Here is a 26536-nt window from a genome sequence, read left to right as displayed (position 1 = left end):
TAATTTATTAAAGAAACAAAAAAAGGAAATAATTCCTTTTTTTATTTCTTTTTTAATTCAAATTGATAAAATAAAATAATTAAAATATTAATTTAATAAAAGAGGTACTATGGCACTTAAAGCAGGGATTGTGGGATTACCAAATGTTGGAAAAAGCACACTTTTTAGTGCAATTACAAAAAAACAAGTTGATTCTTCTAATTATGCATTTACTACTATTGACCCAAATATTTCAACTGTTGTGTTAAAAGATGAAAGATTAGATGCACTTGCAAAAATAGTTACTCCTCAAAAAATAATACATGCAACTTTTGATTTTGTAGATATAGCAGGACTTGTAAAAGGCGCATCAAAAGGAGAAGGACTAGGAAATAAATTTTTAGCAAATATTCGTGAAGTTGATGCAATCATACATGTAGTTAGGTGTTTTGAAAATAAAAATATAGTGCATGTGGCAGATAGTGTTGATCCAGTAAGAGATAAGGAAATAATTAATTATGAATTAATTTTTGCTGATTTAGAAACAATTAATAATGTTTTAAACAGAGTAGCTAAAAAGGCTAAAAGTGGAGACAAAAATTCTTTAATAGAGCAGCAGGCAGCTCTAAAAATTAAAAAATCTCTTGAAAAAGGAATTCCAGCACGTAAAATTGAATTTTCTGAAGAAGAATTATTTCTTATCAAAAGTTACCAATTATTAACTTTAAAAGAAGTTATTTATGTCGCAAATTTAAGTAATGATCAAATAATTAATTTTAATAAAGATAAATTATTTATAGATTTAAAATCTTCTTTAGAAAATGATGAAATTCTTATTCCTATTTCAGTTCAAATTGAAAGTGAATTATCATTGATTGAAGATGAAAAAGAAAGAAATGAATTTTTAGAAATGTATTCTATTGAAAAAAGCGGAATTGATGTTTTAACTCGCGCTGCTTTTGAATTACTTAAACTTGAAACTTATTTTACTGCAGGTGTAACTGAATTAAGAGCTTGAGTTTATCATAAAGGATGAACTGCACCACAATGTGCAGGAGTAATTCATAGTGATTTTGAAAAAAAATTTATTAAAGCTGATATCATTTCATATGAAGATTTTATTCAATATAATGGTGAACAAGGATCTAAAAATGCAGGTAAAATGCGTTCAGAAGGAAAAAATTATATAATGCAAGATGGGGATGTTTGTCATTTTAAATTTGGTAAATAATTGATTTTTTTATGGGGGTTTAGTATAATGGCAATACAACAGTCTCCAAAACTGATAATAAGGGTTCGATTCCTTTAACCCCCGCCAACTTAAAAATTTGTGTTTATACAAATTTTTTTATTTTCCAATTTGATAATCAAAATAATAAATTTAATATAATTTATGTATACATAATAATGTTTTGGAGGTCTTATGTACAAATATAAAGCAAGACTAGTATCAAATGGAGAAATAGTAGCACAAGCTAATAATTTAGATGATTTAAGTGGTCTAATTAAAGGATACAGAAGAGGACAAAAACATGGAATGCACACAAAAGCAAACGAAAATATTGAAATTATTCATGTTGAGAGAGATGGATTACATGGAAAACATTTTTCTAAGGAAGTTATAATTAAAATTGTGTAAAAAAACAAAAAAATCGATAATTCGATTTTTTTGTTTTAATTTAAAATTAAATATTTCTTTCTCTTTGATATAATCAAATTAATGAGATTAAGACATAATAAAAATGCAGCTATTGAATTAAAGAAATCACCTTTTTTTATTGACAAATATCCAATTAAATTAACCAATGAAAATATTTTAGAAATTGGAGCAGGAAAAGGAGAAATGATTAGTCAAATGGCTTTGCAATTTCCAAATAAAAAATTTTTTGCATTAGAAAAATATCATACAGTGGCTTTTCAAATTTTAAAAAAAATTAATAAATTAAATTTAACCAATTTATTTATAATTACTGAAGATGCAAGTAAATTAAATGAATTATTTGAAGGAAAAATAGATCAATTATGATTAACTTTTTCAGATCCATGGCCTAAAAATGCTCATGAAAAAAGAAGATTAACTTACAAAACTTTTTTGAATTTATATCAAAATATTATAAGTAAAAATGGTGTTTTAAAATTTAAAACAGATAATGATAAATTATTTGAATATTCAATTAAATCACTACAAGATAATAATTGAGAAATTATAAATTTAACTAAAAATTTGCATAATAGTAAATTTAATGATGATAATTTTACAACAGATTATGAAATTAAATGATCTTTAAAAGGCAAAAATATAAATTATCTTGAAGCGAAATTTAATTTACAAAAATAATAAAAATCAAGATTAAATCTTGATTTTTATTATTTTTAAATTATAGCAAACATTTTAGTTCAAAAATCAGGTAAATATTCACGACCAATAATTGAATTAACAACAAAGAAAATACCCAATGCAATCATAAATAAAAGTACAAAAGTGTCAATTAATCCAAATTTTAGATGTCTATATTTAGTTCTTTTGCTATATGGTTCATAACCACGTGTTTGCATAGCATCACTAAGATCATCAGCTTTTGCAAAAGAAGAAACAAATAGCGGAATAATTAAAGTTGTAAAAGAAATAACTTTATCTTTTAAATTACCATTTTTAAAATCTACTCCCCGAGAACTTTGAGCTTTCATAATTCTTTGAGTTTCATCTAAAAGAGTAGGAATAAATCTTAGAGCAATTGAAATAATCATAGCAATAATTTGAGTTGGAACTCGAATTAATTTTAGTGGTCACATTAAATCTTCAATTGCTTTTGTTAGTAAAATTGGTCTTGTAGTATTTGTTAATAAGGTCGTTACAAGCACCATAGTGTAAATTCTAATAAACAAATTAAAGCTTCGATTAAACCCAATAGTACTAATTACGAAGCTACTTTTTGGAATGTTTATTAATTTAGTTCAAAATGAGTTAAATAAAGCTGGATCAAAAATAAGTTTAGTTTTATCAGTATTAGAATTTATATTTCCAGGAATTGAAGATTCTGAAATAGTAAAAATATTAACTATGAAAATAACAATAAAAATTATAAATGGGACCTTAAGCATTCTAATTAGAGGAAAAAATTTTTTAATTGAAATTAAATAAACAAAAATTAAAGGAATTAATAAAATAGTTGATTCAATATATGATTTGACAAAAAAACTAAACACAACATAAAAAATAACAATTAAAAGCTTTAAGCGAGGATCTAATTTATAAAAAAAACCTTCTCCTGGAACATACCTACCAAAAAGACTCTTCATTAGTTACCACCTTTTTTATTTAATCATTGTGATAATTCTTCAATGGAACGCACTTCAGGAACATTTAAACCTTTTTTTCTTAATTTATCAACAAAATTTAATAATTTTGGAGGTTGAAGATCATTTTTTTGTAAAAAAGAAATATCATTTAATATTTTATAAGGGTCACCATCTTTTACTATTTTTCCCTTTTTAAAAACTACAACTCTTTTTGCTCTTTCTAAAACATGATCTAATTCATGAGTTACATTAACTATAGTTATTCCTTGTTCATTAAGGGAAGAAAGTATATTTAAAATTTCAACAACTCCTACTGGATCAAGTCCTGCAGTAGGCTCATCAACTACTAAAAAATCAGGTTTCATTGCTAAAATTCCAGCAAGTGCAACTCTTCTTTTTTGCCCACCAGAAAGATCAAAAGGACTTCTATTTAAATAATCTAAAGAAAGTCCTACCATTTGAAGATAATGTTTAGCTCTTTCTTTTGCTTCTTCAATTGGCACACCAAATGCAATAGGAGCAAAAATAATATCATCTAAAACTGTTTGTTTAAAAAGTTGATACTCAGCAAATTGAAATACTACCCCAATATGTCTTTTAATACTTTTAGAATTTTTAAATTTAAAAGATTTTTTTTCACCAAAAATTGAATTTTTAATTTTTGGAATAATTATATTTTTTTCAGTTTTTTCAACAATTTTATTTTTTTTATTATAAATATCATCTATGTAGTGTCATTGAATAAAACCTTCACTTGGAAATAAAAGCCCATTTAGATGTTGAATAAAAGTGGTTTTACCACTTCCTGTTTGCCCAATAACTCCAATATATTCTCCCTGCTGAATTTCAATATCAATACCATTTAAAGCTTTGAATTCTCATGGTGTTTTAGGAGAAAATATATGCTCAACATTTTTTAATTTTATTTGCATAATTGTTTTATCAATTCCTCTTCATTATATGTTGGGTCAATCCCATCAATAAGTGAGCTTAATCTATAAATAAATGGAGAATCAATTTTAGCTATTTCAATAATTTCTTTATTGTTTAGGATATCAATTGGTTTTCCTGAAGCAATTAATTTACCTTGTGAAAAAACTAAGCATTTGTCTGCCATAATAGCTTCATCCATATCATGAGTGACAGAAATTAATGTTTTTTCACGAGAAGAACGAATTTCTTGAATAATTTCAAGAACTTTCTTTTTTCCCATGGGATCAAGCATTGAAGTGACTTCATCAAAAATAATAATTTCTGGATCTAAAGCTAAAACTGAAGCAATAGCAACTCTTTGTTTTTGCCCTCCTGAAAGTTTTTCAGGCTCACGTTCTAAATGTCTTAGCATATCAACTTTTTCTGCAAAAAATTTTACTTTTTCAATCATTTTTTGCCTTGTCATTTGTTTATTTTCAAGTCCAAAAGCTATATCATCTTCAACAGAAGAACCAATAAATTGGTTTTCAGGATTTTGAAAAACAATCCCAACTTTTTTTCTTACTTTTGAAAGTGTTTCACGAGAATAAACAATACCATCAACTGAAACTACTCCTCATGAAGGTTTAATTAAACCAGATAAAATTTTAGAAAGTGTACTTTTTCCTGAACCATTATGACCTAAAATTGCAACATACTCACCTTTTTGAATTTCAAATGAAACCTCTGATAAAGCAGGCTTTAAATCATTTTCTCTGTATTTAAAAGTAACATTTTCCAATTTAATCATAATGTTTATATTTTACCAAAGTTAAGTAATAATTTATTTAAAAGTAAAAATCTAAAAAATCTTTTTTATATTAACTTTAAATATCTAAGTTATCCAAAATAATTTTTTGAATTGGTTTATATTTTCTTCTATGAATTGATGTAATTCCATATTTTTTAAGTTGTTTTTTATGAAATATAGTTCCATATCCTTTATGTTGCTCAAATCCATAATTAGGGAATTTGTGAGATAATTCTACCATTAAATTATCTCTAAAAACTTTTGCCATTATACTTGCAGCTGCCACATTATAAGATATTTGATCTCCTTTAATTAAGTTAATCTGAGGTAAATCTGTGTTAATAATTTCAAAATCAGTAATTATTATCTCAGGAGTTTTTTTAAATTTTTTAACACAATTAGACATAGCATTAATTGATTCTTTTTTAGGATTTGAAATATTTAATTGATCAACTTCAACTATACTAATTTGTATTTCAATTGCATAATTTAGTATTTGATCATATATTTTTTTTCGTGTTTTTACTGAAAGTTTTTTTGAATCATTAACTTCTTTTATAATTTTACTTTTTGGCATAATAACACATGCAGCAACAAGAGGACCAGCTCAAGCTCCACGTCCAGCTTCATCACATCCTGCAATTAATTTATATTGTTTTAATTTATTTTTTTCATATGTAAGCATATTTTAATTATAAAAGCATTATCTTATTTAATAACAATTAAATTATTTTATAATTATTAAATGGCACAACAAGTATTGGCAAGATGTGAAATTTGTAATTATGAATTTAAGTACATTTTTGGAATTCCTAGAGAATTATTTTTTGTTGAAATGTTTTTGGAAAGCTGGAAAAAAGAACAAAAAAATTTGTTTGACTTTCAAAATTTTAAGAATACATTTGAAGGTCAAGTTAATTTAGCTATTCAAATGAATGATCAATTAAATAAAGAAGAAATTTTAACTAAAAATTTTAAATTTATAAAAAGTTTTTTTAATTCAGAAGAAAAAGAATTATTAATTAATAATTTTTTATTAGAATATGAACTAGAAATTTATCCAGTTATTTTAAAAAATGAACTAAATTTTTCAACTAGAAAAATTTACCAAATTCCATTATTTGAATTTAATTTTTTTAAATATGGAAAATATAAGCGTGTTTATAAGAATGTTCTTTATATCCAATTTAATTCTGAACAAACATATTTAACTTGCCCTAATGATTTAAAATTATCATGTAAAAAAATTTCAGAGCAAAATATATAAAAAAACAAATCTTAAATTAATTAATTTAAGATTTGTTTTAATTTAAACGAATTATTTAGAAAGATAAGTTATTTTTTCTTTAAGTTGTGCATAAGGCATTGAACCAACAACTTTATCAACTAACACACCATCTTTATAAAATAGAATATATGGAATTGACATAACATTCTCTTCTTTTGCATATTCATTATTTTCATTGATATTAACAGTTAGAATGCTAACATTATCTTCTGAAGCTAATTTTTCAAGTTCAGGTCTTAGCATTTTACATGCTCCACATCATACAGCATGAAATACAACTAAATGAAAACCATTTTTAATTGTTTCCATTACTTCTTTTTTAGTTACTTCTCTAAGCATAATTTAAATTCCTTTTCACTATAATTAATTATTAACATTATATATTAAAAAAATAAAAAAATGTTTTTTTTATAAAAAAAAGCAAAAAAAATGTTTTTTTTAATTAATTTAGTTAAATATTTATTAACATGTGAATTTTTTTTGTAAACTTTAAAAAGTTTTATAATTTTTGAAAAGGAATTTTATGAATAAATTAGAACTAATAATTAAAAAGACAAGGCCAACTAAACAACATTTTTTTGCTTTATTTTTTGTTGGTTTATCACTTGGATTATTTATTATTTTAAGTTTGGCATCAAAAAATACTACTTATTTATTTTTAATTAATATTTCACTTTTGTGATTTGTTTTTATTTGTGCATTTACAGGTTTTTTAATAAATAAAAGAGATAATAATAAAAATTCATTATTTGGCTGAAAAATTGTTATGTTTTTTAGTTTCGTAAACATCTTAACATCAATTTTTGGAATTGCACAACTTTCTGAAGTAACAACAGAAAATTTTAAATTAATTGGGTATTTGTTGTTTTTAATTCCTTGTTTGATTAATATTTTTTTAATTATTTTATTTAGTTATTTTGATATTTACTTTATAAAAAAAGAACACCAAAAATAAATTTATATTTACAAATTTATTTTATTTTTTGCAATTGAAATATTTATTTGAGATTTTTAAGTATTTAGTTTTAATATTTTTTGAATAACTCTATAACATTTAGAAGTAACAAGCTAATTAATATCAGAATAGATTCCATTAGTTAAATTACTTGTGCCAAATTTTTAAGATTTTCATTAATTTATTTGATGGTATTTCTTAGAGAATTTGAAGAATCAATAATTTCTTTTTCATTTAATTGTGAAAGAAGTAGTTCATTTGTTTTTTGGCATAATTTCCATTAAAGTTGTTAGTGTTTAAGCTAAAAATAAGTTTTTTAATTATTAAATAATAATGTTTCATCCAAATTAAAACAAAAAGTTTTGTTATTTATTTTTTCTTTTCATTGTAGGAAAGAGTAAAACATCACGAATTGAATCTTTTTCAGCAAAAAGCATTGTTAAACGATCAATTCCAATTCCACACCCCCCAGCTGGTGGCATTCCATGTTCAAGAGCCTCAATAAAATCTCAATCAATGTCACTTGCTTCATCATTTCCATTTGATTTTTCTTCCAATTGATCTTCAAAACGTTCAAGTTGATCAATAGGATCACTAAGTTCAGTATACATATTTGCATATTCTTTAGTGTTAATAAATAATTCAGCTCTTTCAGTAAAGCGAGGATCATTAGATTTAGCTGTAAGAGGAGAAATTTCAATTGGATGCCCTCAAACAAAGGTAGGTTGAATTAAAGTATGTTCTATTAATGACTCAAAAAGTTCATTAATAATATGACCTGTTTTAAAAAATGGTTCAATTTTAATTTTGTGCATCTTAGCAATTTCACAAGCTTTTTCAAAAGTTATATTAGTAAAATCAACATTAGTTGCTTGAGATACAGCTTCAATCATATTTAGACGCTTAAAAGGTTCAATTAAATTGATTTCAATTCCTTTGTTAATGACTTTTTCTTTATTTAATTTTGTTGCAATTTTACGAATTAAGCTTTCAGTTCTATTCATCATTCCTTCTAAATTAGAATAAGCTTCATAAAATTCTATAGAGGTAAATTCGGGGTTGTGAGTTGTATCAATTCCTTCATTTCTAAAAATTCTTCCAATCTCATAAACTCTATCAATTCCACCAACTAAAAGTTTCTTGAGTGGAATTTCAGTTGCAATTCTTAAAACAAAATTTTGATCTAAAGCATTATGATAAGTTTTAAAAGGCTTTGCACTAGCTCCTGAAAGATAATCATGTAAAAAAGGTGTTTCAACTTCCATGTATTCCAATTCATCAAAATATTTTCTAATAGTACTAATAATTTTGGTACGTGTTCAAAAAGTTTTAACACTATCGTTGTTAACAATTAAATCAATATAACGATGTCTATATTTTTCTTCAACATCATGAAGTCCATGATATTTATCTGGAAGTTGTTTTAAGGATTTTGTTAAAAGTTTTAATTTTTTTGCTTTTAAAGTAACTTCACCAGTATTGGTTTTCATTGCATAACCTTGAACATAAATAATATCTCCAAAATCTAATGTTTCTACTAATTTGACTAAGTCAGGATATTCTTTTTTAGAAAAATAAACTTGAATTTTTCCATGATAATCTTTAATTAAAATAAATGGCCCTCTAATTGTTAGAATCCGACCAGCAATAGAATAGTTGATTTGTTTTTGTTCTAACTGTTCCTTAGTAAATTGATTATTTTGTGTAACAATTTCATCTGAATAAGTTAATTTATCCAAATTATCAGCTTTAGAAAAAGCTTCAATATTTCACTCTTGATATAGCTTTAACTTGTTGCGTCTAATTTTTTCTTGTTCTGTAAATTTAGTTGACATAATTTCTCCTATTATTGGTTTTAATTATATTAAATTTATTCCAAAATTATTATTATGTTGATTTATAAATATAAAGTAATTTTTAAAAAAATTTTGTTTTTAAAAACTAAAATAATAAAAAAATTAAATTTTAAAAAAATGTAAAATATAAAAATAATTATCTTTTATAAGGAGAAATTATGGAAGTTCAAGCAGTAAAAACGCTTTTTATTAAAACAATATCTTCAATTCCAGGAGTTGTTTATGTTCATGGAACTGATGAAAATATTGACAAAAACGAAGAAGTTTTAAAAGAATATGAGTATATTAATGTCAAGTTAACCCCAAAAGGATGAGATTTTGTTGGATCTATTACAATTTTAAGATCAATAGCTGCTAAACAATTAATTGAAGAAATTTACACTCAAATGAATTTTGAACTTAAAAAAGAACGTCAAAAATTAAATAATATTACAATTTTTGTTAAAGGAGTAAAAAGTGCTTAAAAGTATTAATGGAAAGAAATTATCAGAATTACTAATTTCTGGATCGAATGCTTTGATTAATTCAAAAAATAAAATTGATGCTTTAAATGTTTTTCCTGTTCCAGATGGAGATACAGGAACTAATATGGCAACAACTATGAGTGGAACATTAATTAGTTTACAAAAAGTAAGCAATGAAACTACTGCTGAAGTACTTGAAAAGTTGTCTCATGATATGATCTATGAAGCAAGGGGTAATTCTGGAGTAATTTTAAGTCAAATTTTTAAAGGATTTTATTTAGCAGTAAAAAATAAAACAGTTTTAACTACTGCTGATTTAGTGCTTGCTTTTGAAGGTGCTACTTCAAGAGCATATAAAGCAGTTTATAAACCAGTTGAAGGTACTATTTTAACAGTAGTACGTGAAACTTCTGAAAATTTGAGCAAAAAATATTTCAATAAAGAATTAGATATTATTGAATTTTTTAAAGATGCCCTTAAATTTGCACGTGAAAGTTGTAATTCAACTCCAAAACATTTAAAAATTTTAAGAGAAGTCAGAGTAACTGATAGTGGCGGAGAAGGTTTTTATAAAATTTTGTGAGGAATTAATGAAGCACTTGAAGGGCGACCTGTAGAAAAAAAAGATAAACTCGAAGATATCTCTAGTTTTATTTCTGATGTTGAAACATATGAAGGTGAATTTGGTTATTGTAGTGAATTTTTAATAGAATTAAATAATCCCAAAAATTTTGATAAAAATAAATTTACATCTTTAATTGAAAAAATAGCAAATTCACTTGTAATTGTTCAAGATGATAATTTACTTAAAGTTCATGGGCATACACTTAGGCCCCGTGATATGTTAAATTTAGGTCAAGAGTATGGAGAATTTATAAAACTTAAATTTGAAAATATGACAATTCAAGCAAATAATTCAAAAGCTCAAACAGAAGAATTACTCAAAGCTAAGGAAAATAAAGAAAGAGTGTCAAGTGCAATTATTTCATGCAACCTTGGATCAGGTATTGTTGAATTTATGAAAGAAAATGGTTGTGATTATGTAATTGAAAGTGGTCAGAGTCAGAATCCATCAGCACAAGAAATTATTCAAGCAATTAATAAAGTTAATGCAGATAATGTTTTTATTTTGCCAAATAATAAAAATATTATTTTAACTGCTCAACAAGCTGCTACAGTGGTGAATGATTGCAATATTATAATTATTTCAACAAAAACTCAATTGGAAGGAATTGTGGCTTTATTTAATTATAATCCAGAAAATAGTGCAAAAGATAATAAAAATAATATTAAAGAAGCCATAAAATGTGTTGCATCAGCTGAAATAACAAAAGCAGTACGTGATAGCAAGATTGGTGGATTAAAAATCAAAAAAGGTGAATTTTTATCAATTGTTGGTGGTAAGATTATTGGTTCAACTGAAAATTACATTATGGCAGCCAAAGTGGCAATTGAAAGTATGATTAAACCTCAAAGTGAAATTGTTACTATTTTTTATGGGGATGAATCAAGTTATGATGATGCACAAGAATTATTAAATTTTATTAACTCTAAATGGGAAATTGAAGTTGAAATTTATGAGGGTAACCAACCAAATTATCATTTTATTATAGGAGTTGAATAATGTTTAAATATACAATTGCTTTTGATATCAATGGCAATGATAATGGACCAGAAGCAGCAATTGAAGCCAGTAAAGAATTTGCATTAAGCAATCCTGATATTAAAATTATTTTAATAGGAGATATAAAAAATGCAAAAAATGATGATTTTCCAATAAATATTGAAGTTAAAAAAAATGACAAAATTCCAACTGATCCTAAAAATTTTAAACAAACTTTACGCGAAAATACTTCAATGAATGAAGCAATTGAATTAGTAAAAAATAATGAAGCAAATTGTATTCTTTCAAGTGGTGATAGCGGAAGCTACATAGCTTCACTAACATTAAAAATCAAACGAATTAGTTCGATTTCTCGTCCAGCTTTTATGCCAGTAGCAAATGCTATTAATGGTAAAAAATTTGTATTTTTAGATGTAGGAGCTAATTTAGAAGCTAAACCAGAATGATTATATCAATGAGGTAAAATGGCTAGCGATTTTTATAGTGTGATGTTTAATGATGATAAACCTAGAATTACAATGTTAAATATTGGAACTGAAAATTATAAAGGTTTAGAAGCAACCAAACAAGCTCATAATTTATTTTTAAATGATCCAAAAATAAATTATTTAGGTTTTAGTGAAACGCGTGATTTATTCCGAGGAAACTTTGAAGTTGGAGTAATTGATGGATATGGGGGAAATTTAGTTTTAAAAAGTTATGAAGGAGCAGTTTTTACTTTTATTGATGCCTTAAAGGCAAGTATTCATAAATCATTTAAATATAAAATTGGAGCATTATTGATGAAAAATGCCTTCAAAGATGTTATGAAAACACTTGATTATCGTAATGTAGGAAGTGCTTGAGTGATTGGGGTTAAGTGTCTTGCGCTCAAATGCCATGGTTCAAGTGATAAAAAAAGTTATTTATCAGCTTTAAAACAATTAAAAGAAGCACTTGAAAAAAATGTAATAGCCAAAATAATGGAAAATAAACAACATGAATTTTAAAAAAAGTTTAAGTTTGAATGAATTTTTAGAATTACACAAAATTAAACCTAAAAATATTTATTTTTATTTTCAAGCAATCACACATGCTTCACATGCTAATTTTTTTAAAAAAGGAAAAAGTTATGAACAGCTGGAATTTTTAGGAGATGCAATTTTAAGTTACATTTCAAGTGAATATATTTTTACAAAATACAATAAATTAGAACCTGGTATGCAAACAAGAGTGCGAGCAACAGCAGTTAAAACTGAAACATTAGCAGAAATTTCAGAAAAATTAGGACTTGTAGATATTTTAAAAACAGGAGTTAAACAAACAGGTCTTGATGTAAAAAATTCAATTAAAGTTAAAGCTGATATTTTTGAATCAATGCTTGCTGCGATATATTTAGATCAAGGGCTTGAATCAGCAAAAAAATTTTTAAGTTATTATATTTTTCCAGTAATTGATCAAGTACATTTACAAACAAATAAAGATGATAAAACAATTTTACAAGAACACTTTCAAAGTTTTTCAAAAACTAGTGTAACTTATTTAGTTAAGCAAAATAAAGACAAAACTTTTACAGCTAAAGCTATTCATAATAAACAAATTTATGGAAAAGGAATTGGAATTTCAAAAAAAGAAGCTGAACAAGCTGCAGCTAAGGAAGCACTTAGCAAGTTAAAATAAAGGGATTGAATATGAAATTAATTAAAATTGAAGCTCATGGATTTAAATCTTTTGCTGATCCAATTGTATTGCGATTTGATGGAGGAGTAGCAGGAATAGTTGGACCAAATGGTTCAGGAAAAAGCAATATCAATGATGCTATTAAGTGAGTCTTAGGTGAGCAAAGCGCCAAGGAACTTCGTGGTGATGAAATGAAAGATGTTATTTTTTCAGGGTCAAAAGTTGCAAAACCTCTTGATAAAGCTACTGTCACATTAACTTTTAAAAATTCAGTTGAACTTACTAATTATGATGGTGATACCATTAGTATTACCAGAACTTTAGATCGTAATAAATCATTAAATGAATATTTTATTAATGGCAAAATAGCACGTCATAAAGACATTAAATCAATTGCTATGGGAACTGGAATTGGAAAAAGTTCGTTAGCCATTATCTCACAGGGAACTGTAAGTGAAATAGCACAAGCAAGTGATGAAAGTCGCAGGGCAATTTTTGAAGAAGCAGCTGGTGTATCTAAATATAAATTAAGAAAAACAGAATCACTTAGAAAACTTGAAAGAGCTGAAGAATCACTAAGAGTTATTAATGCTCATGTAAGTGAATTAGAAAAACAATTGATTCCCTTGAGAAAACAAGCAGAAAAAGCTTTAGTTTATAAAGAAAAAAATTTACAATTAAAAAATATTGAAATTGCTTATTTAGCCAATGAAATTAAGCATCTTGAAAAATCCTTATATGATTTAAAAGAAAAATTAGAAGGTGTTGAAGAAACAAAAAAAGATTACTCTAGTAAAATTGAAGAATATACTATTAACATAACTAATAAAAAACAAGAACAATCTAATTTAAATCAAAAAATTTCAGAATTATCAGCCAAAAAAACTAGTTTAGAAACACGCTTAAATGAATTAAAAATTATTCATAGCAATGAAACAGCAAAAAGAAATTTAATTGCTTCTGGAGAATTTCAAAGTAATTTAGAAGAGAAAAAACAAGCTTTAGAAACCAGTTATTTAGAAAGTAAACAAGTTTTACAATATTTAATAGACTCAGAGCAAGATATTAAAATTAAAAAACAAAAATCTGAAAAGCAATTGCAAGAAGTTAATATTAAGATTAATCAATTACAAACTAATCTAACAAAGTTAGCAATTAAAAAACAAGAAATTAATATTCAATTAAGAATTTTAATTTCAAAAAAAGAAAATAAAAATAATTTATATAAGGGAACTAAAACAATTTTAGAAAATATAAATAATTTAAAAGGAATTAAAGGTATTGTTGCGAATATATTAAAAGTTCAACATGAACACACTAGCGCTATTGAAGCAGTATTGGCTTCAAGTTTGCAACATGTAGTTGTAGATAATTCAGAGAGTGCTGTTAAAGCAATTAATTTTTTAAAATCAAATAAAGGTGGAAGAGCCACTTTTATTCCTTTAAATTCAATTAAAGAAAAAACAATTAGAGATGATTATTTAATGGTTATTCGCAATCAAGCTGGCTTTATAGGAATAGCAAATGAATTAGTTACAACTAACAAGGAATATGAAATCTTAAACAAATTTTTACTTGGTAATATAGTTGTAGTTGAAAATATTGAACAAGCCAATAAAATATCAAAAATTTTAGAAAAAAAATATATGTTAGTTACTAAAGATGGAGATATTGTTCGACCTGGGGGAATTATGGTAGGTGGAACAAAACAAGATAGTGATGATATTTTAGGTCTTGATGAAAAAATAATAGAACTTAAAAATTTAATTCCTGGACTTGAAATTCTTGAGAAAAAAACAATAAATGATATTGAAAGCTTAAAAAATTATTCAATTAATTTACAAAATTATGTTACTACTTATAGCAACGAATTATCAGCTAATATAATTTCAATTAAACATGCTCGTGAAAAATTAGATAAGTTAGAATCAGAATATAGTGTTTTAGGAACAAGTGTTAGTTCAATTTCAGGAGAAAAAATCAGTACAACTATTGAAAGAATTAATCAACTTGAAAAAGAATTAAAACAACATATTTTTGAGTTAAGTGCTTCATTGCAAATTAAACATAAATTAGATGCTGATATTGAACAGTTAAATGAACTTAGAAATGATGCAAATAAATTATTGAATCAATTAACTCAATCATTTAGTGAAAAATTGTTTAATTTAAAAGAAACAAGCAATTTACTTGAACAATATAAAAATCGTTTAGGTGGATTTTATAACTTAACTGTTGAATATGCTTTAAAAAATTTTTCTTTAAATTTACCTAAAGAAAAAGCAAAAGAAGTAATTGATGAATTAACTTTAGAAATTAAAGAATTAGGAAATGTTAATTTAGATTCAATTTCACAACTTGAAGAAGTTGAAGAAAAATATAATATTTTTGTCACAAATCAAACAGAAGTTGAAGAAGGAAAAAATATTTTGTTAAATGCTATAACTGAAATGGACAAAATTATTATTACTCGTCTTAGTAATATTGTAAATGATGTTAATATAGAATTTGATAAAGTATTTAAATCAATGTTTGGAGGCGGTGGAGCAAAAGTTGAGTTTGTTGACCCAAACAATATTTTAGAAAGTGGAATTTCTATTTATGCACAACCACCAGGAAAAAGTGTTAAAAATTTAAAACTATTTTCTGGTGGAGAAAAATCATTAATTGCTATTTCATTACTTTTTGCTATACTGAAAGCTAGACCGTTACCTCTTTGTATTTTAGATGAAGTTGAAGCTGCATTAGATGAATCAAATGTGGTGCGGTATGCAAATTATTTACAACAATTAAAAAATCAAACTCAGTTTATAGTTATTACTCATAGACATGGAACAATGTCAAGAGTTGATCAATTATTAGGTGCTACAATGCAAAATCGTGGTGTAACTAGTTTTTTTTCAATTAAACTTTCTGATGCAGAAAAATTAATACAAAAAAATAAATCAGCCATTTCTTAAAAAAGCCGCATTTAAAGTGTCTTTTTTGATAATTATTTATTAAGTTAAGCTAAAAACAGTTTTTATAATCTTTAAAATATTATTTGGTTTTTTAATATAATTAAAAAATGAAAAAATTTGAAATAAATATTGTTAATTTGCCTAATGAAGTTTTAAGAAAAAAATCACTAGATGTTTCAATACCTTTACTTGATGAAGATATTGAACTTGCAGAAAAAATGATTTATCATATTGATGATTCTCAAAAAGAAGGAAGTCAATTTAGAGCAGGAGTTGGTGTTGCTGCTGTTCAATATGGTATTTTAAAAAACGTTTTTTATGTTTATCTTCCTGATGATAAAGGAAATCCAATATTTAAAGATGTTATTTTTAATCCTAAAATATTAAGAAAAAGTGACCAACTAGTTGCACTTTCTGCAGGAGAGGGATGTCTTTCAGTACCTGAAGAATGAGCAAATCAAGAAGGATATGTTCCACGTAGTTATAAACTTACAGTTCAAGGGTATAGTTATTACAAAAGAGAGTTGGTAAATATTGATTTAACTGGATATCTTTCAATCATTTTTCAACATGAACTAGATCATTTGCAAGGAAAATTATTTATTGATAGAATCAATAAAAAAGATCCTTGAAAAAAACCAAACAAAAGAACCATTATTATTTAAGGAAAATTATGGAATCACAAATTAATAATATTTTAGAAAAAATTAATAATTTATTTTTTTTAAAGTATATAGGAATAGTATTTCTTGTTTTAATTGTGTTTGGAGCTATTTTTACTGGATTCTTTTTTCAATGAAAATATGTTATTACAAACATTTTAATAATTTTAACTTCAAGCGGAATAAGTGTTGGATTTTTTTTAATTGCAAAAAAATACATTAATAGTAGTTTAGTAAATAATTGGGGAACTTTTTTTATAATTTACTTATTTTTAATTGTTTATTTTTTAGCAATGACGATTACAACAATTATATTTTTAATTGTAGGAATTAAAAATCTTTTCAAAAGAAAAACAAACAAAAAAATATTTAGACGTTTAATTTTTGCTGGTTTAAATTTAGCTGTTTTAATACCAATTTTTACTTCAACTCTTGCATCTATAAGTATTAATGAACAAAGAGCAGATAAGTTTACAACTTTTTCAATTAAAGCACTAACTCTTTTTCAGGGTGATAACCCTTCAATTATTATTTCTAAAATTAAAATTTTTTTTCAAAATGATCAAAACATATTGAAAACTTTAGAAAAACCAGAAAATGAATTAACTGATAAAGAAAAATTAAAAATTACTCAAACAACAGATGTTATTATTGATACTTTAAATAATGATAATTTAAGAGAAAAAATTTTAAAAACATTTTCTGAAAATTCAAATTTAGGTTCAGTTTTAAATAATTCAATTAATGCTGCTCGTGATAATTTTAAAGAAATTGAAAAACAATTATCTGAGGAAATTTTAAATTATGAAAATAAAACAGAAAAAGAAAAAAAAGATATTCTTTTAAGTAAATTAAAAAATAATTCTAAAATAAATTTGAAAAGCGAAATAAATAAAAATGGATATTCAAAAATTATTGATAATATACTTAAAGATTTAAAACCTGAAGCAACAAATGATTTAATCTCTATTTTAGGTAAAAAAATTGATAAAATGTTAGGCTTTAATGATTTAAGTGCAGATATTTTAAAAGAAGCTTATAAAATTTTAAGATCAAATTAAAATATATAATAATTTCAAATTATAAAATATATAAAAGGAGATATGTGTTTAAACCAAAAGTATCAAATAATACAATTGAAATTCAACAATCTTCAATAGTTCAAAATTCTATTGATCTAAATCAAAAAACTAATAATAAATTTATTGATCCTCAAAATATAATTAGTCCAGAGTCATATAAAATTTTAAAAAAAGAAAAACAAATTAGAAAAATAGGTATTATATTTTGATGCATTGTTTTACTTTTAACTATTGTAGGATCCATAGTAAATTGATTTTTAAATTTTAACGCATATGGTTGGTGAGTTTTTATTGGGATGTTTTTTTTAGTTTCAGTTTTTCTTTTAGTTAAAAATTGAATTAAGCTTATTGCATGAAAAAAAATTGAAATTAGATATAGAGAAAGTTTTGCTTTAGGAGATTTAGCAGCTAGTACAACATTTGCTGAATTGTGCAAAAGTTTAATTCATAAATCAGTATCATTTTTATGAATTTATATTTTTATTTTTACATATTATGGTTTATTTAATTTAATTGTGTTTGGATTATACAAATGAAATACTATTGAAATAAAAACACCTGAAACCAGTTCTTTAAAATTAAATTTTGAATTCAATATTAGAGAAGCATTAGAAAATACCTTTGGAAATGTGAAAATTTTGTTAATTGTTGGTATTTCAATTTTATTTGTTATTACTATCTTATTTATTGTTATTCGTTTGTATGATAAAAAAAGAATCGAAGATGCTAAGTTATTTATTATCAATGACTCAGGGGTTGTTTTTTCAACTATAGAGGAATCTAAAAGAAAATTAAATAAGGCATGAAGAAATTTTTATTTTATTATTTTTACATTAACTATTTTGCTTCCATTAGCATTAATTATTTATTTAGTATCAAGAAAAATTTTAAAATTTAGGAAAAAATAATGAAAGTATTAACTATTTTAGAACCAAAATTTAATGATATTGAATTAACAACACCATTGTCATGTATAAAAAGAGCAGATGAAAATGTTTTAATTGATTATTTTCATCCTGAATTTAAAAAATTAACAGGTCAGTATAATATTGTTACAATTGATAATATTAAAAATAAAGTTAATTTTGATGAATATGATTTAATATTTATTCCTGGAGGAGTTGGTGCTCAAAATCTTAGAACAAATAAAGAAAGTTTAAATCTAATTAAAAACACCAAAACACCAATTGCAGCAATTTGTGATGCTCCAAATGTGTTAAGAGAAAACAATATTATTTCTGAAGAATTAACTTATTCTTCATATCCAAGTGAGTGATCAATAAAAACATGATCTACACTACGTAAAAATGAATATGTAACTAATAATTTTAAAAATAACAAGATCATTACAGCTAAATGTGCAGATGCTGGTATGGATTTAGGACTTGAAATAGTTAAAGAATTTTATGGAGAAAAAATTTATACTAAGGTTGTAACAGCTATGAAAGGAATTAAAGAACAATAATTTGTTTTATAAATAATTAGTTTATGTTAAGAATTATTGCAGGCATATATCGTAATTTAAAAATTAAAGAGCCAGATTCTAATTTTACTAGACCTACTACAGAAAAAGTTCGTGAATCTATTTTTTCAAGTTTGCAATTTAAAATTGCTAACAAACGTTGTTTAGATCTTTTTTCAGGAAGTGGAGCTTGAAGCATCGAAGCAGAAAGCAGAGGAGCTAAAGAAATTGTTGCAATTGAAAAAAATAGTCAGGTATATAAAGTATTAATCAATAACTTATTGTTGATTAAAAGCAAGAATATTACAGCAATTCAAACAGATGCCTTGCTATATCTAAAAAAAGAAAATCAACCTTTTGATTTTATTTTTATAGATGCCCCATTTAAAGACTTTGATTTGGTTTCAAAATCTTTAAAAGAAATTACTTTAAAAAAATTATTAAATTTAGATGGCGAAATTATAATTGAGACAGATGTGTCTAAATTAATTGAATTACCTGATGAATTAAAAATTTATAAGCAAAAAAAACATGGAAGAATTGATTTGCTCTATGTATGTTGAAAATAAACTTTATAAAGTAAAATGTTTTGAATTAACTTACCAAGGATTAGGGGTTGTTTTAGTTAAAAATAAACGCTTTTTTGTGCCCAACTTATTTGTTGATGAAGTTGCAGAAATAAAAATTATCCAAGAAAATAAAAATTATGGATATGGAGAAATTGTAAATTTAATTACTAGAAGTTTAAAAAGAACTAATAATTTATTATCATTTAATTCTTATTCTTTAATTAATTTAGATTATCAAGAACAAATTAATTGAAAGAATCAATATTTAAAAAAATTATTTGGGTGAAATTTAAATATTAATTTAAAAAATATTAAGGAAATAATTTTTGACCAAAATAATTTTTATAGAAATAAAGTTAAGTATCCATTATTTGTTGATATTAATGATAACTTTTTAAAGTTAGGAGAATATCAAATTAAAAGTAAGAAATTGTTACTAGCAAACAATTTGAGTCAAAATTTTGTTTCAATTAATAATTTTTTAAAATATTTTTTAGAACAAGCAAATAATTATTTTAAAAAAGATTTGCAAAAATTAAATTTTTTTAGTTGAATTTCTGTTAGAAGTAATATTGATAATCATTTACAGGTTTCAATAGGAATTTATAATGATTTTGATTTGCCAAAAAAATTTATAGAAAAATTAAAAGAATATAATTTAATTGTTGAGTTGTTTGTTGTAAAAAATAATATTTATAAAGAAATTTTTAAAAAAGCACCATTTTTTATGAAAATTTTTAATAAAAAATTTATTATTAATCCTGAAAATTTTTTTCAAATAAATTTAAAAATTTTTGAAAAAATTTTAGAAAAATTAAATTTTTTAATAAAAGATACTAATTTGAATATTTTTATTGATGGTTATTGTGGAGTTGGAGTTTTCTCACAAACATTAAATTTAGATAAGAATACAAAAATTATAGGGATAGAATTGCAAAAACAAGCAATAGAATTGGCAAAAATTAATGCAAATTTAAATAAAACTAAAAATTTTTATTATTTCAGTGGCAAAATTGAAAAAATAGTTAAAAATTATGATTTAAAATTTTATAATGGTGCAATTATTGTTGATCCACCAAGATCTGGTCTTAATATTGAAGTTATTAATTGAATAGATAAAATGCAATTTAAAAATATTTTTTATTTATCTTGTGATCCAAGAACTTTGCTCAGAGATTTAAAAGAATTTGAAAAACTAAATTATTTATTTGAGGAAATCCAACCTTATGATATGTTTCCAAATACACATCATATTGAAACTTTGGTAAAAATTTCAAAAAAATAATTTTAAGAAAGAAAAATATGAAAAACAAATTTATTCCATTGATTTTTGCAACAATTTCACTTTCAGCTATTGGTTTTATAACTGGATTTTCTTATCTTTTTTATAAAATTTTAAATGTTAATGTTTCACCAAATATAAATAAGTCCAAAAAAACAATTAAGCAAGATCTTAAAAATCTTAAAATTATGAATAATTATTTAAATTTTGATCAACAACTTGATATTTCTCCAAAATCTTTAGTACCAATTAGTGATGGAGAAGTGCAGGTGGTTAATTGAAATGAAATAAAACCAGGTGTTCGTGACATAATAGTTAAAAAATACAACAATAAAATTGAAGATTTTAATATAGTTGAAGAATTTTTTAACAATGAATACAATCAATGATATATAGAATTTCAAGATCCAATTACTAAAATTAAATTTAGAGAATATGCATATTATAATGATTCTCATGATAATAAACGTTATCTTTTAGGAAAAAATGCACTTGTTAAAATAGCTCAGGAATTTAAAAGAAAAGTTCCATTTGGACCTGAAGTATTTGATTTAGAAGCAATTAATATTAATGATTTTAATGTTATTCCTCCTCTTGCGAATGGACTTTATATTCCAAATAATAAAAATATTTACATTAATGCTTTTAATTTTTTAGAAAAAGGAATTAAATTGTATAGCATTGTAGGAAGTATAATGAGTGTTATTTTTCATGAATATTTACATCATTGATCAAACTCTTATGCTCAAATTGTTTTACCTGATGATAAAGATGAAAATGAAACAAGTGAAGACAAGAAATATACAAAGTATCCAATTTATTATCATGGAAGCTCAATTGAAAATGAACAAGGACATGCACAATATTGAAATGGAGAATTTGTAAAAAAATTTAAAAATATTTTAAATTTTAATATAGACACAATTAGTTATTTAAAAAATAATCCATTATATATAAATGCAAATAATAAAATAAAAGAAAAATGAATAAGCAACAATTTTTCTTTAAAAAATTTATGAGATTTTTCTAATACTAATAATGATTTTTTAAATATTAAAGATAATGAACGTTATTATTTTAGTCCAGAAGGTCAATATGGTCTTACTAAAAGTGAAATTCGTTATTACTATTCTTTAACCGAACTTGTTGCTCGAGAGTATACTAAATATGCATTTGAAAGCTATTTTCCTCAAGATGGACTCGAAAATACATTATTAGATCCTGGACTTATTTCAAATAAAGTTAATTTTTTTAATTGATATGGAGCAATTGAAAGTGATAATTCAAAAGGAAATTTAGTTGTTTCTCAATATGGACAATCAAATGATTGAATGAGAGTTTATTTAAGCTCATTAAAAAATATTGTTGATAACAAAAAAATAAAATTAAATGATTATGTAATTTATCCAAATACTCCTTTTAAATTTGAATATTTGACAGAATCTAAAGAAAAACCAAATGAATTTTTAACTTTAAAAAATAAATTTAAAAAAGATCGTTCTGAAGAATTTTATAATTTGTATCTTGAAACTATGGGGTATGGTAAAGCTATTGCACAAATTTTTAGTAAAAATGTTTGAAAATGAAATGATCTAATTAACAATGATAATTTATTGCATTCAAAAATAAATTTTGATCATTCAGTTTCAGATGAAATTAAATTTGTTGGGTATTTGCCTGATAAAAAATATACAGGATTTGCAATTATAAAAAAAGATAAATTAATTCAAAAAGCAAAATTTCAATATTCAGATACATTTAGCTTTTTTGGTCATAAAAATTTTGATTATGGAGCATTTTTAAATTCAGGAAAAAAACGAAAAGAACAATTTTTAGATCGCAGATATCCTAAAGAACATTTTTATAACTATATAACTGAAGAATTTGTTAAGATTTCAAATGGGAGTGAAGTTTATTTTTGAACTGATTTAAATAATGATAATGAAATTCAAGAAAATGAAATTGATTTTAATAAAAATATTTCAATTCCAGATCAAAGAAGAGTTACAACTTTAAGAGATGAACGAAATTCTGATTTAGATTTTTATATTGAAAAATCATCTAATGAAAAAATTCAAATTAAAAAAATTTTATATTAAAAATAACTCATTAGCAAAATTTAATGAGTTATTTTTTAATTTTCAGCAAAACAAATAAATATGCTCTTTTAATTCTTGAAGCTGTGTATCTTTTACTTACACATGCTTGAATGAATTCATCATAACTTTTGTGATGAATTTGTTTTTTAAAAAGATTTTCCATCCCTTCAGAAATCATTTTGTATTTAGCTATTTTTTTTGCTGAAGTATTTTTAATAAATTTTTGAAATTTAATATAAGTACTTTCAATATTTTTTTGTTTTATATCATTAATTTTTACTGGAGTGTAATGTGAAAAGTTTTGTTTAAATTTAATTAGTTGTCTAATTTTTGAGGCACTAGCAAAATTTTCAGTTGTAGTTTCAGAATGAAAATCAATTGTTCTAGCTATTGAAATGGGTACAATAGGCAAATTGTAATTTACTATTGTTTTAACATATTCAAGTCCTAAAATGTCATTAGGCATATTTATATTAACACCCATTAGTTCTTGCAAAGCTAAATTGGTTGCTCTAGGAAAACTTAACCCCTTTTGTTTTAGAAACTTTTTAACCAAAAAATTATATTTATCAATATTTTTTTTTAATGTGTGAGCAATTTGCAACATAGTTTCAATGTTGTTTGTTTCACTACCAAAAACTAGATAATCAATTTTCTTTTTAGCTAATTTCAAAACACTTTCCTTGGCAAAAATATGGGCAGCTTGTGCAGAAATTGAAGTTTTTAGTTTGATAAATTTATTAACTCCATATTGTTTTGCATACTTTTTACGCTTTCTTCAGGAAAGACAAATAATTTCTCCCCTTTGTGAATATTTATGTGACATAGCTACATAAATTTTCGAGTTAGGAAATGTATTTTTAATTCAATTGAGCTGATAAATATGCCCATTATGAAAGGGATTGTATTCAACTACAATTCCAATTTTAGTAATTTTGTTTTTCATTGCAAAATATATAAAAAATTAGCATTGCTAATTTTTTTACATTCTAATATTTCCTGAAGTTCTCGGAAAAGGAATAACATCTCTTATGTTGTCAATACCAGTTACATACATCACCAATCTTTCAAATCCAATACCAAAACCAGCTGATCCTAAATTTCCAAATCTTCTTAAATCAAGGTATCATTTTAAATCATTTTCATTAATATTTAATTCCTTAATTCTTTTAGTTAATTTATTTACATCACCTTCTCTTTGACTGCCACCAATTAACTCACCAACTCCAGGAACCAATAAATCAAATGAAGCAACAGTTTTTCCATCAGAATTTTGAGTCATGTAAAAAGCTTTAAAATCTTTTGGAAAGTTAATAACTGCCACCGGAGCCTTATAAATTACTTCAGTTAAATATTTTTCATGCTCAGTGGCTAAATCAAGTCCAAACTTAATATCTTGATTTTCAAATTTTTCTTTAACTTGTGATAGTTGTTTAATTGCTTCAGTATATTCAATAATTTTTAATGGAGTTTTAACAAAGTGTTGTAATCTATTAATTAACTCTTGATCAAAGTTGTCATTTAAATATTGAATTTCATCTTTATTTTTAAACAATGTATTTCTAATAACTGTTTTCAATAAATGATCAGCAAGTTCAATTACATCATGTAGCTTATAAAAAGCAACTTCAGGCTCAATCATTCAAAATTCAGCTAAGTGTCTCTTAGTATTTGAATTTTCAGCCCTAAAAGTAGGAGCAAACGTATAAATTTTATTCATTCCAAGCGCAGCTGCTTCTCCATGAAGTTGACCAGTTACACCTAAAGTGGCTTTATTGTTTTCTCCAAAAAATGTTTGACCTTTATTATCAACAACATTAAAAGTTTCACCTGCTCCTTCACCATCATTACTAGTGATAATTGGTGAATTCATATAGTAAAATTGTCTTTGCATAAAATATCTATGAACTTCATGGGCCAAGGTAGAACGCACTAACATTATTGCTTTTAAAACATTAGTTCTATGTCTTAGATGAGGTATTTCTCTTAATGTTTCTAATTTGATTTCATTTCCTTGTATTGGATAATCTTCATCAGCAATTTTATATTCTTTAATTTCAGTAGCTTCAAGTTCCACCGGTTGCTGTGCTTGGGGAGTTGATTTTAAAATTCCCTGAACAATAATAGCACTTCCAATTTTAATTTTATCTAAAATTTCAAAATTAAAATCAATACCTTTAAATACTACTTGTAAAGATTTGATTGTTGTTCCATCATTTACACTAATGAAACGAATTTTTTTATTACCTCTATTTGAAGTTACTCATCCTTTTAAAAGATATTTTTTTTCATTATAATAATCTGGCTTTAAAATAATTTTTTTAATTGAAACCATAATAAGCTCCTTGCTAAACTCAAATTATAAAATTATACTTTATTTACAATAAATTATTTCTTTACTAAAACAGCTAATTCTCCAATTTTTTTAAATCCAAGTTTTTTATATAAAAATCCGGCAGCTGGATTGTTTCAAAATAAAATTGGAACTTTTCCTTGATTTATTATTTGATTGCATAAATTAATTGTACAATCAGTAGCAAAACCTTTTTTTCGATTTGTTTCTAAGGAAAAAACACCCCCAATCATAACAGCTTCTTTTGTTATAGAGGAAGAAGCTGCATGAGCTAATATTTGATTTTTATTTTTAATAATATATCCAAAATATGTTTTATTTTTAAATGAGTTTTTTAAATATTCATAATTTAAATATTGTTTTCCAATTTCATTAAATTCTTTAATTGATTTTCTTGATTTAATAATTTCTGGAATATCATTTAAAGTAATTTTCTCAGATTTAAGAGGAACCCCCTTGATATTATCTTTGTATTTTTGTTTATCTAAACGATCAAATTGTTCTAAGTGAATTTCATAATTAATATTATCTTCTTTGGCAATTTTGACTAAAATTTCTGGATTTATTCCAACTACAACTATATTTTTAACTTTGTGTTTGATTAAAATTTCTCTAAATTGAATTTTATTAAAATTATCATCTTTAAAATAAATAACTAAATTTGAGTAAAAATACAAAATTATGTGTGATAAATCTAAATCATCATTGATATAAGTGATAATATCATTACCTTTAGAAACTCCGAATCATTCAATATCAGAGATTAAAAAGGTATTTAAATATGGAGATTCTTTATATAAAAAATCAAGAATTTTTTCTTTTTCTTCAGATTTTGCTAAAATGAAATTTTTCATGTTTTATAATTATAAAGTATTTATTTATAACTATTATATTTTGGATATTATTTTACTTAATGATAATTAAGTTTTTAATTTTTAAAAAATGCTATCATTTTTAAATAAAATGAAATCAAATTATAAATAAAAAAATTAATAAGAAAAAATAATGTTTATTGTATTTTTTGTTTAATCACATTATTAGTGTTAATTTAGTTTATATTTGAGATTTTTTTAGTTTTTAAATATTAAAAACAAGATAAAAAATTATTGAGTTATTTAAAAAAGCGCATGGTATTTTAGGAATTTTTTATTACATTTTTATAGTTTAATTAATTAAGCAATAAAAATTACTTTTTTAGTATAATTTAAGATAAATTATA

At 24.0% G+C, this 26536-nt stretch carries 26 protein-coding genes and 1 tRNA gene; 18 read left to right on the top strand and 9 right to left on the bottom strand.

Translation table 4 applies throughout. The features are described 5' to 3' along the window. Positions 1-109 precede the first annotated feature (109 nt). The 4 genes from ychF (at position 110) to trmB (ending at position 2317) form a co-directional block, all read left to right on the top strand. Positions 110-1210 (top strand): redox-regulated ATPase YchF, encoded by a 1101-nt coding sequence (gene ychF, locus U744_RS0100870; protein ID WP_025755231.1) that lies wholly within the window; start codon positions 110-112, stop codon positions 1208-1210. Between the two features lie 13 nt (positions 1211-1223). Then, positions 1224-1297: transfer RNA gene (locus U744_RS0100865), tRNA-Trp, on the top strand. A 105-nt stretch (positions 1298-1402) separates the two neighbouring features. Further along, the gene (locus U744_RS0100860; RefSeq protein WP_025755230.1) at positions 1403-1618 is read left to right on the top strand and encodes an MAG6790 family protein; all 216 of its coding nucleotides are present in this window, start codon (positions 1403-1405) and stop codon (positions 1616-1618) included. Between the two features lie 81 nt (positions 1619-1699). Beyond that, entirely contained in the window at positions 1700-2317 is a 618-nt protein-coding gene (gene trmB / locus U744_RS0100855; protein ID WP_025755229.1) for a tRNA (guanosine(46)-N7)-methyltransferase TrmB, read from the top strand. A 35-nt stretch (positions 2318-2352) separates the two neighbouring features. Here the strand turns inward: trmB and U744_RS0100850 are convergent, their stop codons facing one another. The 4 genes from U744_RS0100850 to U744_RS0100835 form a co-directional block, all read right to left on the bottom strand. Further along, positions 2353-3279: an energy-coupling factor transporter transmembrane component T family protein gene (locus tag U744_RS0100850; RefSeq protein ID WP_025755228.1), complete on the bottom strand. Its 927-nt coding sequence runs from the start codon at positions 3277-3279 to the stop codon at positions 2353-2355. Beyond that, positions 3279-4211 carry an energy-coupling factor transporter ATPase gene (locus U744_RS0100845; RefSeq protein ID WP_025755227.1) on the bottom strand — a complete coding sequence of 311 codons (933 nt, stop codon included), beginning with the start codon at positions 4209-4211 and terminating at the stop codon, positions 3279-3281. Before U744_RS0100845 ends, U744_RS0100850 begins: the two co-directional genes overlap by 1 nt. After that, entirely contained in the window at positions 4202-5002 is an 801-nt protein-coding gene (locus tag U744_RS0100840) for an energy-coupling factor transporter ATPase (protein ID WP_025755226.1), read from the bottom strand. The genes U744_RS0100845 and U744_RS0100840 overlap by 10 nt, the downstream gene beginning before the upstream one ends. Positions 5003-5078: 76 nt before the next feature. Further along, positions 5079-5687 carry a ribonuclease HII gene (locus U744_RS0100835; protein ID WP_025755225.1) on the bottom strand — a complete coding sequence of 203 codons (609 nt, stop codon included), beginning with the start codon at positions 5685-5687 and terminating at the stop codon, positions 5079-5081. 60 nt (positions 5688-5747) lie between these two features. On the opposite strand from U744_RS0100835, the gene U744_RS0100830 reads away from it, so the two are divergent. After that, complete coding sequence (locus U744_RS0100830) at positions 5748-6269, top strand: hypothetical protein (RefSeq protein ID WP_025755224.1); 522 nt, start codon at positions 5748-5750, stop codon at positions 6267-6269. Between the two features lie 51 nt (positions 6270-6320). On the opposite strand, the gene U744_RS0100825 is transcribed toward U744_RS0100830, so the two are convergent. Then, entirely contained in the window at positions 6321-6629 is a 309-nt protein-coding gene (locus U744_RS0100825) for a thioredoxin family protein (RefSeq protein WP_025755223.1), read from the bottom strand. Positions 6630-6813: 184 nt separating this feature from the next. Here U744_RS0100825 and U744_RS0100820 point away from each other — a divergent pair, with 184 nt between their 5' ends. Then, the gene (locus U744_RS0100820) at positions 6814-7245 is read left to right on the top strand and encodes a hypothetical protein (protein WP_025755222.1); all 432 of its coding nucleotides are present in this window, start codon (positions 6814-6816) and stop codon (positions 7243-7245) included. A 365-nt stretch (positions 7246-7610) separates the two neighbouring features. Here the strand turns inward: U744_RS0100820 and lysS are convergent, their stop codons facing one another. Further along, entirely contained in the window at positions 7611-9080 is a 1470-nt protein-coding gene (gene lysS / locus U744_RS0100815; protein ID WP_025755221.1) for a lysine--tRNA ligase, read from the bottom strand. 179 nt (positions 9081-9259) lie between these two features. Here lysS and U744_RS0100805 point away from each other — a divergent pair, with 179 nt between their 5' ends. The 12 genes from U744_RS0100805 (at position 9260) to U744_RS0100750 (ending at position 22964) form a co-directional block, all read left to right on the top strand. Then, positions 9260-9565: a hypothetical protein gene (locus tag U744_RS0100805; RefSeq protein ID WP_025755220.1), complete on the top strand. Its 306-nt coding sequence runs from the start codon at positions 9260-9262 to the stop codon at positions 9563-9565. After that, the gene (locus tag U744_RS0100800) at positions 9558-11189 is read left to right on the top strand and encodes a DAK2 domain-containing protein (RefSeq protein ID WP_025755219.1); all 1632 of its coding nucleotides are present in this window, start codon (positions 9558-9560) and stop codon (positions 11187-11189) included. The genes U744_RS0100805 and U744_RS0100800 overlap by 8 nt, the downstream gene beginning before the upstream one ends. Then, positions 11189-12178 carry a phosphate acyltransferase PlsX gene (gene plsX / locus U744_RS0100795; protein ID WP_025755218.1) on the top strand — a complete coding sequence of 330 codons (990 nt, stop codon included), beginning with the start codon at positions 11189-11191 and terminating at the stop codon, positions 12176-12178. The genes U744_RS0100800 and plsX overlap by 1 nt, the downstream gene beginning before the upstream one ends. Then, entirely contained in the window at positions 12168-12848 is a 681-nt protein-coding gene (gene rnc / locus U744_RS0100790) for a ribonuclease III (protein WP_025755217.1), read from the top strand. The genes plsX and rnc overlap by 11 nt, the downstream gene beginning before the upstream one ends. Positions 12849-12859: 11 nt before the next feature. Then, positions 12860-15808, top strand: coding sequence for an AAA family ATPase (locus U744_RS0100785; RefSeq protein WP_025755216.1), 2949 nt, complete (start codon positions 12860-12862; stop codon positions 15806-15808). 107 nt (positions 15809-15915) lie between these two features. After that, a complete protein-coding gene (gene def, locus U744_RS0100780; protein WP_025755215.1) occupies positions 15916-16473 on the top strand; it encodes a peptide deformylase in 558 nt (185 codons plus the stop codon). Positions 16474-16481: 8 nt separating this feature from the next. After that, positions 16482-17531: a hypothetical protein gene (locus tag U744_RS0100775; protein WP_025755214.1), complete on the top strand. Its 1050-nt coding sequence runs from the start codon at positions 16482-16484 to the stop codon at positions 17529-17531. Between the two features lie 44 nt (positions 17532-17575). Beyond that, the gene (locus tag U744_RS0100770; protein ID WP_025755213.1) at positions 17576-18460 is read left to right on the top strand and encodes an MSC_0882 family membrane protein; all 885 of its coding nucleotides are present in this window, start codon (positions 17576-17578) and stop codon (positions 18458-18460) included. Beyond that, positions 18460-19017, top strand: a complete 558-nt coding sequence (locus U744_RS0100765) for a DJ-1/PfpI family protein (protein WP_025755212.1) — start codon at positions 18460-18462, stop codon at positions 19015-19017. The genes U744_RS0100770 and U744_RS0100765 overlap by 1 nt, the downstream gene beginning before the upstream one ends. 23 nt (positions 19018-19040) lie before the next feature. Then, complete coding sequence (gene rsmD, locus U744_RS0100760; RefSeq protein ID WP_025755211.1) at positions 19041-19583, top strand: 16S rRNA (guanine(966)-N(2))-methyltransferase RsmD; 543 nt, start codon at positions 19041-19043, stop codon at positions 19581-19583. Then, complete coding sequence (locus U744_RS0100755; protein ID WP_084644100.1) at positions 19546-20868, top strand: class I SAM-dependent RNA methyltransferase; 1323 nt, start codon at positions 19546-19548, stop codon at positions 20866-20868. The genes rsmD and U744_RS0100755 overlap by 38 nt, the downstream gene beginning before the upstream one ends. Positions 20869-20885: 17 nt before the next feature. Beyond that, entirely contained in the window at positions 20886-22964 is a 2079-nt protein-coding gene (locus tag U744_RS0100750) for an MYPU_1760 family metalloprotease (protein ID WP_025755209.1), read from the top strand. A gap of 28 nt (positions 22965-22992) precedes the next feature. Here the strand turns inward: U744_RS0100750 and U744_RS0100740 are convergent, their stop codons facing one another. From U744_RS0100740 to U744_RS04475, 3 genes are read right to left on the bottom strand one after another with little or no spacing between them, the layout of a single operon-like run. Continuing rightward, positions 22993-23910 (bottom strand): nucleotidyltransferase, encoded by a 918-nt coding sequence (locus tag U744_RS0100740; protein ID WP_025755208.1) that lies wholly within the window; start codon positions 23908-23910, stop codon positions 22993-22995. 36 nt (positions 23911-23946) lie between these two features. Beyond that, a complete protein-coding gene (asnS, locus tag U744_RS0100735) occupies positions 23947-25299 on the bottom strand; it encodes an asparagine--tRNA ligase (RefSeq protein WP_025755207.1) in 1353 nt (450 codons plus the stop codon). Positions 25300-25352: 53 nt separating this feature from the next. Then, positions 25353-26171 carry a GNAT family N-acetyltransferase gene (locus U744_RS04475; RefSeq protein ID WP_025755206.1) on the bottom strand — a complete coding sequence of 273 codons (819 nt, stop codon included), beginning with the start codon at positions 26169-26171 and terminating at the stop codon, positions 25353-25355. Between the last annotated feature and the right edge of the window lie 365 nt (positions 26172-26536).

Origin of the sequence: Mycoplasmopsis cricetuli ATCC 35279, assembly GCF_000526955.1 — a bacterium.
Lineage (GTDB): Bacteria > Bacillota_I > Bacilli_A > Mycoplasmatales > Metamycoplasmataceae > Mycoplasmopsis > Mycoplasmopsis cricetuli.
The sequence above is the reverse complement of the archived record's forward strand: the minus strand, read 5'-3'. Positions and strand labels throughout refer to the sequence as shown.